The sequence below is a fragment of the Streptomyces violascens genome, from assembly GCF_014649955.1.
Lineage (GTDB): Bacteria > Actinomycetota > Actinomycetes > Streptomycetales > Streptomycetaceae > Streptomyces > Streptomyces violascens.
Genome location: NZ_BMUA01000039.1, coordinates 34,662 through 52,297, shown reverse-complemented (window position 1 = coordinate 52,297; position 17,636 = coordinate 34,662). Strand labels below are relative to the sequence as shown.

16 protein-coding genes are annotated in these 17,636 nt (G+C 72.3%); 5 read left to right on the top strand and 11 right to left on the bottom strand.

Annotated features, from left to right (window positions below; translation table 11 throughout):
- The first annotated feature begins 530 nt into the window (after positions 1 to 530).
- Positions 531 to 1,016 (top strand): hypothetical protein, encoded by a 486-nt coding sequence (locus IE206_RS38635; protein ID WP_189970816.1) that lies wholly within the window; start codon positions 531 to 533, stop codon positions 1,014 to 1,016.
- 27 nt (positions 1,017 to 1,043) lie between these two features.
- Here the strand turns inward: IE206_RS38635 and proC are convergent, their stop codons facing one another.
- The 3 genes from proC to IE206_RS38620 all read right to left on the bottom strand — a co-directional run bounded on the left by proC (position 1,044) and on the right by IE206_RS38620 (position 3,550).
- Positions 1,044 to 1,853: a pyrroline-5-carboxylate reductase gene (gene proC, locus IE206_RS38630; RefSeq protein ID WP_189970814.1), complete on the bottom strand. Its 810-nt coding sequence runs from the start codon at positions 1,851 to 1,853 to the stop codon at positions 1,044 to 1,046.
- A gap of 90 nt (positions 1,854 to 1,943) precedes the next feature.
- The gene (locus tag IE206_RS38625) at positions 1,944 to 2,681 is read right to left on the bottom strand and encodes an ABC transporter permease (RefSeq protein WP_189970812.1); all 738 of its coding nucleotides are present in this window, start codon (positions 2,679 to 2,681) and stop codon (positions 1,944 to 1,946) included.
- Between the two features lie 44 nt (positions 2,682 to 2,725).
- On the bottom strand, positions 2,726 to 3,550 hold the full coding sequence (locus IE206_RS38620) for an ABC transporter ATP-binding protein (RefSeq protein ID WP_189970810.1): 825 nt from the start codon (positions 3,548 to 3,550) through the stop codon (positions 2,726 to 2,728).
- Between the two features lie 102 nt (positions 3,551 to 3,652).
- Here IE206_RS38620 and IE206_RS38615 point away from each other — a divergent pair, with 102 nt between their 5' ends.
- Positions 3,653 to 4,156 carry a hypothetical protein gene (locus tag IE206_RS38615; RefSeq protein WP_189970808.1) on the top strand — a complete coding sequence of 168 codons (504 nt, stop codon included), beginning with the start codon at positions 3,653 to 3,655 and terminating at the stop codon, positions 4,154 to 4,156.
- Positions 4,157 to 4,344: 188 nt separating this feature from the next.
- Here the strand turns inward: IE206_RS38615 and IE206_RS38610 are convergent, their stop codons facing one another.
- From IE206_RS38610 to IE206_RS38600, 3 genes are all read right to left on the bottom strand, one after another.
- A complete protein-coding gene (locus IE206_RS38610; protein ID WP_189970807.1) occupies positions 4,345 to 5,100 on the bottom strand; it encodes a class I SAM-dependent methyltransferase in 756 nt (251 codons plus the stop codon).
- Between the two features lie 531 nt (positions 5,101 to 5,631).
- The gene (locus IE206_RS38605) at positions 5,632 to 6,141 is read right to left on the bottom strand and encodes a hypothetical protein (RefSeq protein ID WP_189970805.1); all 510 of its coding nucleotides are present in this window, start codon (positions 6,139 to 6,141) and stop codon (positions 5,632 to 5,634) included.
- 35 nt (positions 6,142 to 6,176) lie between these two features.
- The gene (locus tag IE206_RS38600) at positions 6,177 to 6,473 is read right to left on the bottom strand and encodes an SH3 domain-containing protein (RefSeq protein WP_226600087.1); all 297 of its coding nucleotides are present in this window, start codon (positions 6,471 to 6,473) and stop codon (positions 6,177 to 6,179) included.
- 125 nt (positions 6,474 to 6,598) lie between these two features.
- Here IE206_RS38600 and IE206_RS38595 point away from each other — a divergent pair, with 125 nt between their 5' ends.
- Entirely contained in the window at positions 6,599 to 8,695 is a 2,097-nt protein-coding gene (locus tag IE206_RS38595) for a serine/threonine-protein kinase (RefSeq protein ID WP_189970801.1), read from the top strand.
- A gap of 61 nt (positions 8,696 to 8,756) precedes the next feature.
- Here the strand turns inward: IE206_RS38595 and ilvD are convergent, their stop codons facing one another.
- From ilvD to IE206_RS38575, 4 genes are all read right to left on the bottom strand, one after another.
- On the bottom strand, positions 8,757 to 10,607 hold the full coding sequence (gene ilvD, locus IE206_RS38590; RefSeq protein WP_189970800.1) for a dihydroxy-acid dehydratase: 1,851 nt from the start codon (positions 10,605 to 10,607) through the stop codon (positions 8,757 to 8,759).
- 204 nt (positions 10,608 to 10,811) lie between these two features.
- Positions 10,812 to 11,444: a TetR/AcrR family transcriptional regulator gene (locus IE206_RS38585; RefSeq protein WP_189970798.1), complete on the bottom strand. Its 633-nt coding sequence runs from the start codon at positions 11,442 to 11,444 to the stop codon at positions 10,812 to 10,814.
- Entirely contained in the window at positions 11,441 to 12,262 is an 822-nt protein-coding gene (locus IE206_RS38580; protein WP_078966775.1) for a sugar phosphate isomerase/epimerase family protein, read from the bottom strand. Before IE206_RS38580 ends, IE206_RS38585 begins: the two co-directional genes overlap by 4 nt.
- A gap of 123 nt (positions 12,263 to 12,385) precedes the next feature.
- The gene (locus tag IE206_RS38575; protein ID WP_189970796.1) at positions 12,386 to 13,318 is read right to left on the bottom strand and encodes a Ppx/GppA family phosphatase; all 933 of its coding nucleotides are present in this window, start codon (positions 13,316 to 13,318) and stop codon (positions 12,386 to 12,388) included.
- A 52-nt stretch (positions 13,319 to 13,370) separates the two neighbouring features.
- Between IE206_RS38575 and IE206_RS38570 the strand changes: the two genes are divergently transcribed.
- Positions 13,371 to 14,186 (top strand): DUF3109 family protein, encoded by an 816-nt coding sequence (locus IE206_RS38570; protein WP_189970794.1) that lies wholly within the window; start codon positions 13,371 to 13,373, stop codon positions 14,184 to 14,186.
- Positions 14,187 to 14,210: 24 nt separating this feature from the next.
- On the opposite strand, the gene IE206_RS38565 is transcribed toward IE206_RS38570, so the two are convergent.
- On the bottom strand, positions 14,211 to 15,875 hold the full coding sequence (locus tag IE206_RS38565; RefSeq protein WP_189970792.1) for a BACON domain-containing protein: 1,665 nt from the start codon (positions 15,873 to 15,875) through the stop codon (positions 14,211 to 14,213).
- 325 nt (positions 15,876 to 16,200) lie between these two features.
- On the opposite strand from IE206_RS38565, the gene radA reads away from it, so the two are divergent.
- On the top strand, positions 16,201 to 17,598 hold the full coding sequence (gene radA, locus IE206_RS38560) for a DNA repair protein RadA (protein WP_189970790.1): 1,398 nt from the start codon (positions 16,201 to 16,203) through the stop codon (positions 17,596 to 17,598).
- Positions 17,599 to 17,636: the final 38 nt, after the last annotated feature.

The following is a 17,636-nucleotide window of genomic DNA, read 5'->3' as shown; positions in this document are numbered from 1 at the left end:
GTGTTCCCGACTCTATCAGACTCTTTCGTGTCCGATTTCCTCGGCGCCTTTCCGGTTCCCCCTCTCGGGTTTCCCTTTCCGGCGGTTCCAACTCTATCAGATCCTTTCGGTCCTGATTTCCGGTCTCCCGGAGCCAAGTCGGCTTGTCTTCCCGGCTGTTCGGCCGTTCCGACGAGTGAGACATTAGCGGAATCCTGACCTCCGACGCCAATCGGAGTGCGTCCTCGAACGCGGATTCCTCATTTCGCAAAAGCGCACGAAAAACGAGACGACGAGGTGTCGTTCATAAGAAGTGGTTGATGCGGAATGGCTGTCCGGGGACCGACCGGAGTCGGCGCTCACGTCGGACAACTCGGAGAACACTACGTACGGGGGATGGCCGTGTCAACCCTCGGCCGGAGGGCCCGGGCCAAGGTCCCGTGCGGGGTCTCGTCAGGGTCCCGCACGCCTCCGACCTCGTGCTTTCGGCTGAGGCAGGCGTGGCGGGACGGCCGATCCGTGGTCGCGGGATGCGTCCTAGCTTGGCGGGTATGAGGTCTCTTCTTCGGATGGCCGTAGCCACCGCGATCCTCCTCGTGCTGGGGATGGCCGTGGGGCCCGGCGCTGCCTGTGCGGCGGACGGTGACGAGCACGTCGCCCGCATACGGCTGCGGGTCGTCGACGCCGTCAATCAAGAGACCCGGGTCGAGATCGAGCGGGCGCGGGCGGGCCTCGCCTCGTCCGCTGAGGTGGCTCGGCTGGAGGAGAAGCTCCAGGAGGGAAGCCGGCTCGCGGCGGACCTGCGCACCGTTCGGGCGGTCCGGCCGCGCGGTGCCGGGTCGGAGAGCCGCATCCGTTCAGCTGGTGACGGTGGCAGCGAGAAGCCGTCCGGGGGCACCGCGTTCCAGGCCGCGCGTGCGGCCCTTCCGCATACCCCCGTCGGGGTGCTGAGCCTGGTCGGCGGGGGTGCGCTGGCGCTCGTCGGCGGGGGCGTGGCCGCCGCTGTGCTGCGGCAGCCACGCAAGAAGGCGCAGTGAGAAGGCGTAACGAGAGGGCTTGACCGGTCAGCTGTTGCCGGAGGCCAGTTCGCGGCTTCGGTCGCGGGCGGCTTCCAGGGCCGCGATGAGGGCGGCCCGCACGCCGTGGTTCTCCAGCTCTCGGATCGCGCTGATGGTCGTGCCGGCCGGGGACATCACCGCCTCGCGGAGCTTCACCGGGTGCTCCCCGCTGTCGCGGAGCATCACCGCGGCGCCGATCGCGGACTGCACGATCAGGTCGTACGCCTGGGCGCGGGGCAGGCCGAGCAGGATTCCGGCGTCGGTCATTGCCTCGACCAGGTAGTAGAAGTACGCGGGGCCCGAGCCGGAGAGGGCGGTGGCCGCGTCCTGCTGGGATTCCGGTACGCGCAGGGTCTTGCCCACGCCGCCGAAGATTTCCTCCGTATGGGCGAGGTGGTCCGGCGTCGCGTGGCTGCCGGCGCTGATCACGGACATGCCCTCGTCGACCAGTACGGGAGTGTTCGGCATGACGCGTACAACCGGGGTGCCGGAGGCCAGGCGGGCTTCGATGAAGGAGCTCGGGATGCCGGCCGCGGCGCTGACGACGAGGCGGTCGCTCGTGACGTGCGGGGCCAGTTCGTCCAGGAGTTTGCCCATGTCCTGGGGCTTCACCGCGAGGATCAGGGTGTCCGCGCGCTTGGCGGCCTCGGCGTTGGTGACCGTGTCCACGCCGTAGCGGGTGTGGAGCTCCGCGGCGCGCTCCGGGCGGCGGGCGGTGACGAGGAGGTTGGCCGGGTGCCAGCCGGCCCGGATCATTCCGCTGAGGAGGGCCTCGCCGATCTTGCCGGTGCCGAGGACTGCGACGGTCTGGGTCATGCGGTCACCCTCCAGGTGGTGCGGCGTTTCGTGACGTCATCCTCGCACCGGGGGCGGGCGGCCGAAGGGGGCGTCCGAAGGGCGGTACGGCTAGGGGGTTCGGCGGGGCAGGGTGGCCGCGCCCAGGATGAGGACCAGGAGCGCGATCGCCGCCACGATGCCCGTGTCCTTCGCGAAGGTGGCCGTCGCGTCCGGGTGGTGGAGGACCTGGGTCATGGCGTCGACGGCGTACGACATGGGCAGGACGTCCGAGATCCAGCGCAGGACCGGCTGCATCGAGTCGCGCGGGGTGAACAGGCCGCACAGCAGGAGCTGGGGGAAGATCACCGCCGGCATGAACTGGACCGCCTGGAACTCGGAGGCGGCGAAGGCCGAGACGAACAGGCCGAGGGCCGTGCCGAGCAGGGCGTCGAGCAGGGCCACCAGGAGCAGCAGCCAGGGGGAGCCGACCACGTTCAGATCGAGGAGCCAGACGGAGATGCCCGTCGCGATGAGCGACTGGAGTACGGCGAGCGCGCCGAAGGCGAGTGCGTATCCCCCGATCAGGTCTCCCTTGCCGAGCGGCATGGCGAGGAGGCGTTCGAGGGTGCCCGAGGTGCGTTCGCGCAGGGTGGCGATGGAGGACACCAGGAACATCGTGATCAGCGGGAAGATGCCGAGCAGCGAGGCGCCGATGCTGTTGAAGACGGCGGGGCTGCCGTCGAACACGTACCGGAGCAGGATGATCATCAGCGACGGGATGATCAGGAGCAGCGCGATCGTGCGCGGGTCGTGGCGCAGCTGACGCAGGACGCGGGCGGCGGTCGCGAGGGTGCGGGATGCGGGCATGAGCGGGCCTCGGGGTGGGGGGTCGGCGGCTTGTCGTGGTGCGGTCACCCGGAGGTCTCCGGGTGGGCGGCCTCGTCCACCAGGTGGAGGAAGGCCTGCTCGACGGTTTCGGTGGCCGTACGGGTGCGCAGGTCGTCCGGGGTGTCTTCGGCGAGGAGTACGCCTTCGCGCAGGAGGAGCAGGCGGTGGCAGCGTTCCGCCTCGTCCATGACGTGCGAGGAGACGAGCAGGGTGGTGCCGCGGGTGGCGGCGATGGTGTGGAAGAGGTTCCAGAGGTCGCGGCGGAGTACGGGGTCGAGGCCCACGGTCGGTTCGTCCAGGACGAGCAGTTCCGGGGTGCCGAGCAGGGCGACGGCGAGTGAGACGCGGCTGAGCTGTCCACCGGAGAGCCTGCCCGCGAGGTCGTCGGCGTGGCTGGTGAGGTCCACGTCGGTGATGGCCCGGGTGACCGCCTCCGCGCGGGCGGCGCGGTGGGCTCGGCCGGGGTTCAGTACGGCTGCGAAGTAGTCCAGATTCTGACGTACCGTCAAGTCCTGGTAGATGGACGGGTCCTGGGTCACGTAGCCGATGCGCTCGCGCAGGGCCGGGGTGCCTGCGGGGGCGCCGAGGACGGTGAGGGTGCCGGTGACCTTCGCCTGCGTACCCACGATCGCGCGCATCAGGGTCGACTTTCCGCAGCCGGAGGGACCGAGGAGGCCGGTGATGCGGGCGCGCGGGACCGTGAAGTCCAGGGCCTTCAGGACTTGGCGGTCGCCGCGTACGACGGTGAGGGATCGGGCGGTTACGGCGGGGCCGCCCTGAGGGCCCGAGGTGGTGTCGTGCCCTGGGGAGGTGCTGTTGCCCGTGGGGTTCGGGTCGTAATTCACCATGTGATGAATAGTGCGCCTTTCGGGGTTCTGGCGTCAAGGTTCGGGGGGCCGTCAGGGTCATCCCCCATGGCTCTGCGGGGGCGGGGCGCGGACGTTGGACGTATGAGGAATCACTCGGAAAACGCGCGGGGCTCGCAGGGCTCGCAGGGCTCCCGGGACGCCGTGATCACCAGGGCCGAGTCGCGGCATCTCGCCGTCGCGTCGGCGTCGCTCGGGCCGTGGGGGGCCGCGGCCGCGGTCGGGGCGGTGGGCGGCCTCGTGTCGCTCGCGATCGGGTCGGTCGCGGAGGGCTTCGGCACGGTGGCGGCGGCCGGGGCCGGGTCCGTCGCGCTGATGCTGTTCTTCCTGGTGGGGGGTGCGGGGGCGGCGCTCGGGGGTGGGCGTACGGAGCGGGCGGACCGCCGGATCCAACGCTGGGCACGGGCCCACCCGTGGCGGGTCGCGTCCGTGCCGGCCGCGCTCATGCTCCTCAGCGATGTCGTCGTACGCCAGGTCGTGACGTCCGAGCCGCTGTTCACCAGCGTGTGGGACGGGCTGTGGCGGGGCGTTGTCGTTGCGGGGGTGGTGGGCTTGGTGGGGAAGGTGGGGCGGGGGTGGGGGAGGTAGTTGAGGGGGCGGGCTTGGCTGGTCTGGCTCGGTGGGTGGCCTGGCTGGGTGGGTGGGGGCGTTGGGGTCTGTCGGGCGGTGGCTGCGGGCGGGCTTGGCTGCGTGTTTGAGCCGGACCGTCAGCGCCTTGTTGTAGCGCTTGGCTGTTGGTGCCTGGTTGATGGTGCCCAACTGTCGGTGCCTGGCGATTAGTTGAGGGCCAGGCGTAGGTGGACCACGTAGCTCTCCTCCACCGTGCCGTCGGGGAAGAGTTCGCTCAGGAACTCGTGCTCCCTCGCCATGAACTCCCTCGTCCTCTCCTCGCCCAGGACCAGGAACGCCGAATGGCTGCCGAGATTCGCCAGGTGGGTGGCGAGGGAGACTCGGCGGGTGTGCGGGATTTCGCGTTCCATGAAGTCCAGGCCGGGGACATCGGCCCAGGGGTGACCGCCTCGCTGGTTGCCGCTGCTGGCCGGCCGGATGTGGTCGTGCTGGAAGAAGTCGTGCAGGCGGGCGTCCTGGGCGGCCACCCACTCCGCGGAGTGGTCCGACGTGTTCCACCACAGGGCGAGCGCGCCGCCCTCGCGCAGTACGCGGCGGGCTTCCGGGCCCGCCTTCGCCGGGTCGGTCCAGTGCCAGGCCTGGGCGTACGTGATGAAGTCCGCGGATGCGGTGGCGAGGGGAAGCTGGTTGCCGTCGCCCCGCACCAGGGGGATGCCGGGGTTGTTCCTGCGGAACTCGGCGGCCATGCCGTCGCCGGGCTCCACCGCGGTGACCCTCGCTCCGCGGGCGTGCAAGAGGCTGGTGGCTATGCCGGTACCGGCGCCGACGTCCGCGACCTGGGCGTTCTTCAGGGGGCGCCCTGCCAGCTCCTCCAGGGCGTCGAGGAGGAGCGGGGGGTACGAGGGGCGGTTCGCGGCGTATTGCGCGGCGGCGGCGTTGAAGGAGAGCGCGCGGGTTGTCATGGGGGCGAGTCTGCCGGGTGGGGCGGGTTGGGGGCGTGTTTTCCCACCCGCCCGCCCGTTCCGCTCCCTTGCAAGGTTGGGCCGCGGGTGGGGGTGCTGGTTCGTTGGCGGGCGCGGGGCGGTGGGTGGACAAGCGTGCTCCCCCACCCGCCCGTTCGGCGGGACCGCGAGGGAGAGGCACTGATCGGTGTGCCAGGCCGCTGGCGGCCGACCACCGGCAGCTCCAGCGGGTGAGCATCGCCCCACGACGAGCTCAGAGCCAACGAGCCACTACCCCCGCTCCACAGGACCCCGAGCAAGAGGCACTGGCGGACGTGCCGAACCACCAGCAACCGACCACCGGCAGCTCCAGCGGGTGGGCATCGCTCGACGGTGGGCTCGGGGGCGCGGTGTTGGCGGTCACGGGCACCCCGGCCCGTCGACCTCCAAGGGGCGCTGGGAACTGCGACGCCCGCTGCCCGCAGGCGTGCCCAGTCCCTCCCCAGGAGCAGGAGCCTGCACGGGTGCCGCTGTCCTCGCTGTCGCCCCGGGCTACTTTCGCTTTGGCTTTTTCTTCGGCGGGGTTTTTGACGGGTTGCCTCGGCGGCGGGCGTACTGGGCGCGGGCCGCTTCGTATTCCTGGCGGTGCAACGCCTCGCCGGGGGCCTCTGTGAACGTGCGGAAGAAGTACGCCAGCAGCGAGCCGATGAAGCCGATCGCCTTCAGGCCCTGGAGTGAGCGGTCCGCTTCCGGGTCGGACGGGCGGGTCGAGAAGGCGTCCCAGGTCTTGCGGAACGCCAGCGCGCTGCAGATCGCGAACATCACCACCACCAGGATGTTCACGAAGCCGCCGGTGTCCGAGAGCTGCAGGCCCTCGTACGCGAAGCGCAGCACGAAGCACGCCGCCACCGCCGCCACCAGCGAGCCGACCGCGGCGCCCACCCGGCGCAGCCCGTACCCGTTGTCGTGGTTCACCCACGTCGTGCCGAAGAAGCGGATGGGCTCGGGCCGGGGGCCCGCGGCGCTTCCGCCCTTGCTCTCGGGGTTCTCGGGCTCGCTCATGGGGTCGATTATCCCAGGGGCGGACCCGTACCCCGTCAGCCGCAGCGCGGCGCCACGTATCCGTCGCTCCCCGTCTTCACGTACGCGTCCGCGACGAACCGGCCGTTGCCGATGTTGTCCCAGATGTTCGAGGTGCCGTACGGGCCCGACACCCGCGTGCCCGGGGTCTGGCAGTTCACCGGGACCGTGGCGCCCTGGGGCAGGACGTCGACGATCGAGTAGCCCGTGCCCGGGCCGCTGCGGACGTTCAGTTCGCAGCCGGGGGCCACCGGATAGCGCTGGGTCCCCGAGGCCGACTGGGACGACGTCGACTCGGCTGATTCTGATGCCATGTGAAGCTCCCCCATTGGTTTCACTCTGCGTGCAACACGCAGGCTAGCAAGCCCCATCGGGCCCGTACGCCCCATCGACTAGGCTCCGTCGGACGCGTGCGTACAACGGACACCGGGGGTGCACCATGGCGTCGCCGCGCAGTGTCGGCTTCGGGGCGGAGGGCGCCGCGGATCCGGAATCCGTCGGGGCGTACCGGCTCGAATCAGTGCTCGGCTCCGGCGGGATGGGTGTGGTGCACCTGGCCACCTCCCCCTCCGGCATGCGGCTCGCCGTCAAGGTCGTGCACGCCCAGCACGCCGCCGATCCGGAGTTCCGGGCCCGCTTCCGGCAGGAGGTGTCGGCGGCCCGGCGGGTCAGCGGGGCCTTCACCGCCTCCGTCGTCGACGCCGATCCCGATGCCGACCGGCCCTGGATGGCCACCGTCCACATCCCCGGGCCCACGCTCGCCGAACGCGTCAAGGACAGCGGGCCGCTGGCCGCCGCCGAGGTGCGCCGCCTCGGGGCCGGGCTCGCCGAGGCCCTGCGCGACATCCACCGGGCCGGGGTCGTGCACCGCGACCTCAAGCCGAGCAACGTGCTGCTCGCCGCCGACGGGCCCAAGGTCATCGACTTCGGGATCTCGCGTCCGTACGACAGCGATCTGCGGACCGAGACCGGCAAGCTCATCGGCACGCCGCCCTTCATGGCGCCCGAGCAGTTCCAGCGGCCCCGCGAGGTCGGGCCCGCCGCGGACGTGTTCGCCATGGGGGCCGTGCTCGTGCACGCCGCCACCGGAAGCGGGCCCTTCGACTCCGATTCTCCGTACGTCGTCGCCTACCAAGTCGTCCACAACGAGCCCGACTTGGGCGGGGTGCCCGAGGACCTCGTGCCTGTGCTGCGGCTCTGCCTCGCCAAGGACCCGGGCGACCGGCCCACCCCGGACGAGCTGATGTCCGCGCTGCGGTCCGCCGCGTACGGGTCCGAGGCCCAGATTCCCACTCAGCTGTTTCGTAACCCGGTCCAGGTCGAGACTGCTGACGGTTCCCCCTCACCCCGGCGTGCCCGCTGGATCGTCGCCGCGCTCGCGCTCATCGGGGTCGTCGGCGGGGGCGTGGCCGCCGTCCAGGCGCTGCCCGACGGCACCGGGACCGTCGCCGCTCCCGAGCAGCGCGCGCCTGCGCGATTCCGGCCCTGGAACGTGCAGTTGGCGGCCAAGGGGGACGGGAACCGCACGGCCTTCTGCTCGGCGGACGCGGCCGGCGGCGCCCTGTACTGCGCCGCACCCGGGGTCGCCGTCGCCCGGCTCGACGCCCTCAGCGGGAAGGTCCTCTGGTCGGTGGCGGGGGGCGGTGGGCAGCCGCTCTCCGACGACCTCGCTCCCGTCGTGGCCGACGGGAGGGTGCTGGTGCGGGCCCCCGGGGGCGGAACCTTGCGGGCGTACGACGCCGGGAACGGGAAGCCGGTGTGGTCCGCCGACGTATCGGCGTACTCCGGGGTGCACCCCGCGGGCCCCACCGTGCTGCTCCCCACGACGGACGGGCACGTCACGGCCCTCGACTCCACCACGGGGAAGGAGAGTTGGCGGAAGGCAGCGCTGGGCGGGCCTCGGTCCCAGTGGGCTGTGACGGTCGACGGCAAAGGGGCGGCCTTCGTCGTCACGCCCTCCGCCGACGGGCGCTCGACCTCCGTCGCCGCCGTCGATCCCGCCACCGGATCCGTACGCTGGCAGGCTCGGGCCGACGGCCGGCTGAGGCCCGTCGCGGCCGACGGCAAGGCCGTGTTCCTGCTGGCCACGGACGCCGCCGGGTTCACCTCGGCGGTCGTACGTCTCGACACCGCCACCCACGCCGTCCGCCGCATCGCGCTCACCGCACCGCTCGACCAGGCGCAGGCCGGGGTCGACGGGGACACGGTCTACCTGTTCGGGGCGGGCGGGGCGCTGGTCGCGGTCGACTCCGTACGGGGCGCCGAGAAGTGGCGGCTCGACACGGGGGTGGCCCGCGCCTCGCGGCCCGTCGCCTCGGGCGGCCAGGTGTATCTGACCGGCGCGGACGGTCGACTGCTCGCCTTCGGCGCGGCCAAGGGCGTACTCGCCGGGCAGACCAGCCCCCGTATGAACAACGGGCGTTACACCTTCACGCCCGCCCTCCCGGCGCCGCTCGCCGTCGGGGGGCGGGTGTATGCCGCCTCCCCCGACGGGTCGGTGTTCGGGGTCGATCCGGGGGATGTCGGCAGCTGGTGACCTGCCGGGCCCACCGCCTGTTGCGGCGTCAGCCCGGCCCCGCGCATCACCTGATGCGGCGTCAGCCCAGCTTCGTCACGTCGCGGACCGCGCCCCGGTCGGCGCTGGTCGCCATCGCCGCGTAGGCGCGCAGCGCGGCCGAGACCTTGCGCTCGCGGTTCTTCGGGGCGTACACCCCGCCCAGCGCCTCGCGGCGGGTCGCCAACTCGGCCTCGGGGACGAGGAGTTCGATCGAACGGTTGGGGATGTCGATCCGGATGCGGTCGCCGTCCTCGACCAGCGCGATCGTGCCGCCGGACGCCGCCTCGGGCGAGGCGTGGCCGATGGAGAGGCCCGAGGTGCCGCCGGAGAAGCGGCCGTCGGTGATCAGCGCGCAGGTCTTGCCGAGGCCGCGGCCCTTGAGGAACGACGTCGGGTACAGCATCTCCTGCATGCCGGGGCCGCCCTTGGGGCCCTCGTAACGGATCACGACCACGTCGCCGTGGGTGATCTCCTTGCGGAGGATCTTGTCGACGGCCTCGTCCTGCGACTCGCAGACGACGGCCGGGCCCTCGAAGGTCCAGATCGACTCGTCGACGCCGGCCGTCTTCACGACGCAGCCGTCCTCGGCGAGGTTGCCGTGCAGGACCGCGAGGCCGCCGTCCTTGCTGTACGCGTGCGCCGCGTCCCGGATGCAGCCCTCGGCGGCGTCGGTGTCCAGGGTGTCCCAGCGCTCGGACTGCGAGAAGGCGGTCGCCGAGCGGACGCAGCCGGGGGCCGCGTGCCACAGCTCGACCGCTTCTTCGGACGGGGAGCCGCCGCGCACGTCCCAGGCGTCCAGCCACTCCTTGATGGAGCGGGAGTGGACGGTGTGCACGTCCTCGTTGAGCAGGCCCGCGCGGTACAGCTCGCCGAGGATCGCGGGGATGCCGCCGGCGCGGTGCACGTCCTCCATGTAGTACGTACGGTTCTTGGCGACGTTCGGGGCGACCTTGGCCAGACACGGGACGCGGCGGCTGATGGCGTCCATGTCGCTGAGGCCGTAGTCCAGCTCGGCCTCCTGGGCGGCGGCGAGCAGGTGCAGGATCGTGTTGGTGGAGCCGCCCATGGCGATGTCGAGCGCCATCGCGTTCTCGAACGCGGCGCGGGTCGCGATGGAGCGGGGCAGGACGGAGTGGTCGTCGTCCTGGTAGTGCCGCTTGGTGATCTCCACGACCGTGCGGGCCGCGTTCTCGTACAGGGCGCGGCGGGCGGTGTGGGTCGCCAGGACCGAGCCGTTGCCGGGCAGGCTCAGACCGATGGCCTCGGTCAGGCAGTTCATCGAGTTGGCCGTGAACATGCCGGAGCAGGAGCCGCAGGTGGGACAGGCGTTCTCCTCGATGCGGAGGATGTCCTCGTCGGAGATCTTGTCGTTCACGGCGTCCGAGATCGCGTCGACCAGGTCGAGCGTGCGGACCGTGCCGTCCACCAGGGTCGCCCTGCCGGACTCCATCGGGCCGCCGGAGACGAAGACGGTGGGGATGTTGAGGCGGAGCGCCGCCATCAGCATGCCGGGGGTGATCTTGTCGCAGTTGGAGATGCAGATCAGGGCGTCGGCGCAGTGCGCTTCCACCATGTACTCCACGCTGTCCGCGATGAGGTCGCGGGAGGGGAGGCTGTAGAGCATGCCGCCGTGGCCCATCGCGATGCCGTCGTCCACGGCGATGGTGTTGAACTCGCGGGGGACGGCGCCGGCCGCCAGGATCGCCTCGCTGACGATCCGGCCCACCGGGGCGAGGTGGGTGTGGCCCGGGACGAACTCGGTGAAGCTGTTCGCCACGGCGATGATCGGCTTGCCGATGTCCTCGCTCGCTACACCGGAGGCCCGCATAAGGGCGCGGGCGCCCGCCATGTTGCGGCCGTGGGTGACTGTGCGGGACCTCAGCTCGGGCATCGTCGCTCGTCTCCTCGGTGGGGCCCCCGGCGCGTCGTGCGGGGGCTGCCCTGGGTGTGGGTGTGCCTGCGTGTGAGCCTACGCCGTGGCTCCGCCATCTGGACAGAGTGTCCGGATGGCGGGATCCGGGGTTCGCCATGTGACCCCCGCCGAGAGGGCGCCCCTGGGGCTCAACCTGTCCAGCGCCGGGCAGGCCCCCTCCCCCTATCCCTCCGTCAGGTACCGCTGCAGCGTCGGCCCCACCAGGCCCACGATCCGCTCCGCCGGCGCCGAGGCCAGCGGCTCCACCTCCAGCACGTATCGCATGATCACGATGCCCATCATGTGCGACGCCGCCAGCTCCGCCCGCAGGCGGGGGTCGGGGACCCGGAGCTCCCCCGCCACCCGCTCAAGCAGGCGGCGCAGGACGAAGCCCCGCAGCACCTTCGCCGCCGCGTCGTGCGTGAGGGCCGAGCGGAGCACGGCGATCAGGGGGGTGCGGGTCGCCGGGTTCTCCCAGATGGCCAGGAAGTGGCGGGCCAGGCGTTCGCCCACCCCGTCGAGGGAGTCGCCGAGGATCGCGTCCACGGTCAGCGCCGGTTCGAAGTCGACCTCGATGGCCGCCGCGAACACCTCGTCCTTCGTGCCGAAGTAGTGGTGGACCAGCGCCGCGTCCACCCCCGCCGCCCTGGCGATGCCCCGGATGGATGTCTTCTCGTAACCCCGGTCGGAGAATTCCGTACGCGCGGCGGCCAGGATGCGTTCGCGGGCGCCCGGGCCCGCTTCGGCGGCGGCCCGCGGCGGCCGGCCGCGGCGGCGCGGGGTGGCCGGCCCCGTACCGCCCCCGGGCTCCGTCATGCGCGGCGGGCCGGCGCGGACGCCAGGTGCAGCCGGGTGAAGGCGAGGGCCTCCGCGAGGTCGGCCTCGCGCTCGGCGGCCGACATCGCCCGGCGGGTGTTCACCTCGATGACGACGTGCCCGTCGAAGCCGGTCAGGGCCAGGCGCTCCAGGAGTTCCGCGCAGGGCTGGGTGCCGCGCCCGGGCACGAGGTGCTCGTCCTTCGCCGAGCCGCGCCCGTCCGCGAGATGGACGTGGGCGAGCCGGTCGCCCATCCGGTCGACCATGGCCATCGCGTCCGTACGGGAGGTCGCGGCGTGGGAGAGGTCGACGGTGAAGTGCCGGTAGTCGTCCTTCGTCACGTCCCAGTCGGGCGCGTACGCCAGCATCTCGCGGTCCCGGTAGCGCCACGGGTACATGTTCTCTACGGCGAATCTGACGTCGGTCTCGTCGGCCATCCGCCAGATGCCGTTCACGAAGTCGCGGGAGTACTGGCGCTGCCAGCGGAACGGCGGATGGACCACCACCGCCGACGCGCCGAGCTTCTCCGCCGCCGCCCGCGCCCGCTGCAGCTTCACCCAGGGATCGGTCGACCAGACCCGCTGCGTGATCAGGAGACATGGCGCGTGGACGGCCAGGATCGGCACCTGATGGTAGTCGGAGAGCCGCCGCAGGGCTTCGATGTCCTGGCTCACGGGGTCGGTCCAGACCATGACCTCGACGCCGTCGTAGCCCAGGCGCGCGGCGATCTCGAAGGCCGTCGCCGTCGACTCCGGATAGACCGAGGCCGTGGACAGGGCGACCTTCGCATCCGGGATGCGCACCACTGGTTCTGCCACGGAGACAGGGTACGGGCCGCCATCGCCGACGGGGGAGGCGGTCCGGCGAGCCCGACGAACATCACACTCGCCGGTAACTCCGTGTCCGGCCCTCCCCCGCGCCCGCACCACCTCGTCGCCCCGTCAGCGCACCGGCAGGTGGTCGAGGTGGCGCAGGATCACGCCCTCGCGCAGTGCCCAGGGACAGACCTCCAGCTCATCGACCGCGAACAGGTCCATCGCGCCCTCGGCGACGAGCGCCCCCGCGAGCAGCTGCGGCGCCCGGCCCTCCGAGACGCCGGGCAGCGTGGTGCGCTGCTCGGTCGTCATGGCGGCGAGCTTGGGCACCCACTCCTCCAGTGATTTACGACTCAGAGTGCGCTGGACGTAGGCTCCCTCGCTCGACCGTGCGGCCCCCGCGATCCGCGCAAGCTGCTTGAACGTCTTCGACGTGGCGACCACCCGCTCGGGGCGCCCCGAGCGGGTGAACTCCCCCACCGTGCCCGCGATTTGGGCCCGCACATGACGGCGGAGCGCCCGTACGTCGGCCGCGTCCGGCGGGTCGCCCGGCAGCCAGCCCGCGGTCAGCCGCCCGGCCCCCAGCGGCAGCGAGACCGCCGCGTCCGGCTCCTCGTCGATCCCGTACGCGACTTCCAGGGAGCCCCCGCCGATGTCGAGGAGCAGCAGCTTTCCGGCCGACCAGCCGTACCAGCGGCGCGCCGCGAGAAAGGTGAGGCGGGCCTCCTCCTCGCCGGAGAGCACCACCAGGTCGACCCCGGTCTCGGCGCGGACCCGGGCGATCACCTCGTCGACGTTGCTGGCCTCGCGCACGGCGGAGGTCGCGAAGGGGAGCAGTTCCTGGACGCCCTTGTCCTCGGCCGAGAGCAGCGCGCCACTGATCGTGGCGATCAGGCGGTCGATGCCTTCCGGTCCGATCGCACCGCCCTCGTCGAGGAGTTCGGCGAGCCGCAGTTCGGCCTTGTGCGAGTGCGCGGGCAGCGGCGCGGCACCGGCGTGCGCGTCCACCACCAGCAGATGAACCGTGTTCGACCCCACATCGAGGACTCCGAGTCTCATGGACTGAACGCTACTGCGCGTCCGGACATGCCCTCGGACATACGCTTGAGGTGTGCCAAAGACGAAAAAGGCGAAGCCGGGCAAAGCCAAGGCCCCGAAGAACCCCGCGAACAAGGCTCAGGACGAGCAGGGGATCGACTTCCCGCGCGCCTGGGTCGAGTTCCCCGACCCCGCCGACGACGAGCAGGTCTTCCGCTGCGACCTGACCTGGCTCACCTCGCGGTGGACCTGCATCTTCGGCAGCGGCTGCCAGGGCATCGAGGCGGGCCGGGCCGACGACGGCTGCTGCACGCTCGGCGCCCACTTCTCCGACAAGGACGACGAGAAGCGGGTGGCCGGGCACGTGGCGCGGCTCACTCCGGAGCTGTGGCAGTTCCACGACGTCGGCACCGAGTCGGGCTGGATCCAGACCGACGAGGACGGCGACCGCCAGACCCGCCGCTGGAACGGCTCGTGCATCTTCCAGAACCGGCCGGGCTTCGCGGGCGGCGCCGGCTGCTCGCTGCACATCCTTGCCCTCAAGGAGGGCAAGGAGCCGCTCGAGACCAAGCCGGACGTCTGCTGGCAGCTGCCGGTGCGCCGGACGTACGACTGGATCGAGCGGCCCGACGACACCAAGGTGCTGCAGATCTCGATCGGCGAGTACGACCGCCGCGGCTGGGGTCCCGGCGGCCACGACCTGCACTGGTGGTGCACCTCGGCGACCTCGGCGCACGGCGCGGGCGAGCCGGTGTACGTGACGTACAAGCCGGAGCTGACCGAGCTGATGGGCAAGGAGGCGTACGACGTCCTCGTCGAGCAGTGCGAGGCGCGGCTCGCCTCGCAGCTCCCCCTGGTCGCCCCGCACCCGGCCGACCCGAAGCGGTAACTCCCTCATCCCGTACGGCAGTTGCTAGCCGCTCGTGGTCGGTGACGGCGGGGTCCCCGTGGGTGTGGGCGTCGCCGTCGGGGTGGGGCTCTGGCTCGGTGGCGTCGGGGTCGGCGTGGGTGTCGGGCTGCTCGGGCTCTGTGTGGGCGGGGTCGGGGCGGGTGTGCTGGATCCGCCCGGGCCGGGGTGGCCCGGGCGGCCGGGGTCGGGCGAGGACGGCGTCGCGATGGGCGTGCCGTCGCCCGCGATGCGTACCGCCGCGCCCGAGGGCGCCACATCGACCCGTACCGACCAGGCGTGGTGCGGCTCCTGGGCGTGGTCGACCCGGATGTACACGGTGACGCTCTGCCCCGGCGCGAGCCTGCCCGCGCTCTGGCTGAAGGTGAGCCAGCGGGCGTGGGTACGCAGCGACCAGTCGACGGGCGCGCCGCCGGTCGAGGTGAGCGTGAGCACGGTGGTGTCGCCGGCCGAGCTCGCCGTGACGCCGAGCCGGGCGGGGCCGGCCGGGGCGGTCGTGGGGCTGATGACCTCGACGGACACGTCGGGGGCGCGGCTGCCCGCGGTGAAACGGGTGTCGGGCTCGCTGCGCGCGTTGCCCGCGTTCTCGTAGCGGTCGTACGGATGCCCGTTCAGACCGCCGGGACTGTCGGCCTCGCTGGCGGTGACCTTGGCGCCGCCGTCGGGCTCGCCGGTCGCGGGGGCGCCGCGGTAGGCGGCCCAGAGCGCGAAGACGGGAGCAGCGACGACGGTGGCGACGACGGTGGTGGTCAGGGCTCTGGCCCGCAGCCGGTCGCGCCGGGCGGCCCGGTCCTTGGGGTCCATGGGGAACCCGGCGCGGTCGAAGCGCGGGGCCCCGCCGCGCGAGCGCGGCACGTGCAGCATCGCGGCCTGGGCCGCGGCCCGCGGCGCCTCGGCCAGCGGCAGCGCGGCCGGGGTGACGGTCACCCCGGGCCAGGGCCCGGACGCGCCCGCGCGCTCGGCGGCGCGGCGGCAGCGGGGGCAGTCGTCGACGTGCCGGACCAGCTCGCGGCGCAGGGCCGCGGAGAGCAGCACCTGGTGGTCGCCGGTGAGCCGGGCGACGGTGGGGCAGCCGCCCATCTCGACGACGGCGAGTGCGGCGCGGGTCCGCTCGACCTCGCAGGCGCCCGCGGCGAGCAGTTCGCGGGCGGCCGGGTAGTTCATGCCGAGCACCGAGGCGACCTCGCGGGCGCCGAGCTGGTGGCGGACCGCGAGTTCGAGGGCCTCGCGCTGCTCGGGGGTGGTGCCGGCGGCCTCGGGCCAGGCGAGCAGAGCCAGTTCGCGGCGGCGCCGCTCCTGCTCCTCCTCGCAGACCTCGATCGCGGGGGCCTCGTCGGCGGTACGTCCGGTGTGGGCGCCCTGCCGGTTCCTCTTGCGCTCGGCCAGCTTGCGCAGACAGGCCCAGCGGGCGAGTGCGTACAGCCAGGCCTTGCGTTCGGCCTCGGCCGAGGGGCAGCGCGCGTACTGGCGCTCGGAGACGGCGAGTATGTCGCCGAGGGCGGCGGTCGCCTCGTCGTGGTCGCACAGGACGGACAGGCAATACGTGAACAGGCCGTCCAGGTAGGCCTCGTAACGCGCGGGCGGGCGCTGGGCCAACGTACGGGGCGCACGGCTCTGCGCCCGGTGTGCGCCGGTGTTGTGCGCTGGTTGATCCGGTCTGCTGCTCGTCACGCGAGCGACCGTAGGCGGAGCATCAAGGCTTCTTCGTACCGGTTGAGCACATTTAATCCTTACGGGTGAACGTATCCCTCAAAAGGGGACAGGAATCGGGAGTTCCATGGCATTCCATGGCAGATCCGCTACGCACTGTTCAACCGGACGCAACCAGTCGGGGCGACGCGCGCCCGGCCGCATCCACCCGAACGGCGGGGCGCGGAAAACCGGCCTCGTGCCCAGGTGCCGCTTGCCCATCCGGTCGGGGCCCGCCTCCCGGCCGGTGAGGGCCCGCTTTCCCGGCCCGTACGGGATTGTCAGTGGCCCCCTATACGGTGACGCCATGGCTGCCCGTACGAAATCCGCGAAGGACCGGCCGTCCTACCGCTGCACCGAATGCGGCTGGACGACCGCCAAGTGGCTCGGCCGTTGCCCCGAGTGCCAGGCCTGGGGGACGGTCGAGGAGTACGGCGCCCCCGCGGTGCGCACCACGGCGGCGGGCCGGGTCTCCACGGCCGCGCTGCCCATCGGCCAGGTGGACGGCCGCCAGGCGACGGCCCGCACGACCGGCGTCGACGAGCTCGACCGGGTGCTCGGCGGCGGCCTCGTGCCGGGCGCGGTGGTGCTGCTCGCCGGGGAGCCCGGCGTCGGCAAGTCCACGCTGCTCCTGGACGTGGCGGCCAAGGCGGCCAGTGACGACCACCGCACGCTGTACATCACGGGCGAGGAGTCGGCGAGCCAGGTGAGGCTGCGGGCCGACCGCATCAAGGCGCTCAACGACCACCTCTACCTGGCCGCCGAGACGGACCTGTCCGCCGTCCTCGGCCACCTCGACGCGGTGAAGCCGTCCCTGCTCGTCCTCGACTCCGTCCAGACCGTCGCCTCGCCCGAGATCGACGGCGCTCCCGGGGGCATGGCCCAGGTCCGCGAGGTCGCGGGCGCGCTGATCCGCGCCTCCAAGGAGCGCGGCATGTCCACGCTCCTGGTCGGTCACGTCACCAAGGACGGCGCGATCGCGGGCCCCCGCCTCCTGGAGCACCTGGTCGACGTGGTGCTCTCCTTCGAGGGCGACCGGCACGCGCGCCTCAGGCTCGTCCGGGGCGTCAAGAACCGGTACGGGGCGACGGACGAGGTCGGCTGCTTCGAGCTGCACGACGAGGGCATCACCGGGCTCGCCGACCCCAGCGGCCTGTTCCTGACCCGGCGCGACGTGGCGGTGCCCGGCACGTGCCTCACGGTCACCCTGGAGGGCCGCCGTCCCCTGGTCGCCGAGGTCCAGGCGCTCACCGTCGACTCGCAGATCCCCTCCCCGCGCCGCACCACTTCGGGCCTGGAGACCTCGCGCGTCTCGATGATGCTCGCGGTGCTCGAACAGCGGGGCCGGATCACCGCGCTCGGCAAGCGCGACATCTACAGCGCGACGGTGGGCGGCGTGAAGCTCTCCGAGCCCGCGGCCGACCTCGCGATCGCGCTGGCTCTCGCCTCGGCGGCCAGCGACACCCCGTTGCCCAAGAACCTGGTCGCGATCGGCGAGGTGGGCCTGGCGGGCGAGGTCAGACGGGTCACGGGCGTGCAGCGCAGACTGGCCGAGGCCCACCGCCTGGGCTTCACCCACGCGCTGGTGCCGACCGACCCGGGCAGGGTCCCGGCCGGTATGAAGGTCACGGAAGTCGCCGACATGGGTGACGCGCTCCGGGTGCTGCCACGGGGGCGTCGTGCACAGGCCCCACGGGAGGAGTAGCGGCGCCGGTAGACTTTGCCCTGGTCTCGCCCGTCCGT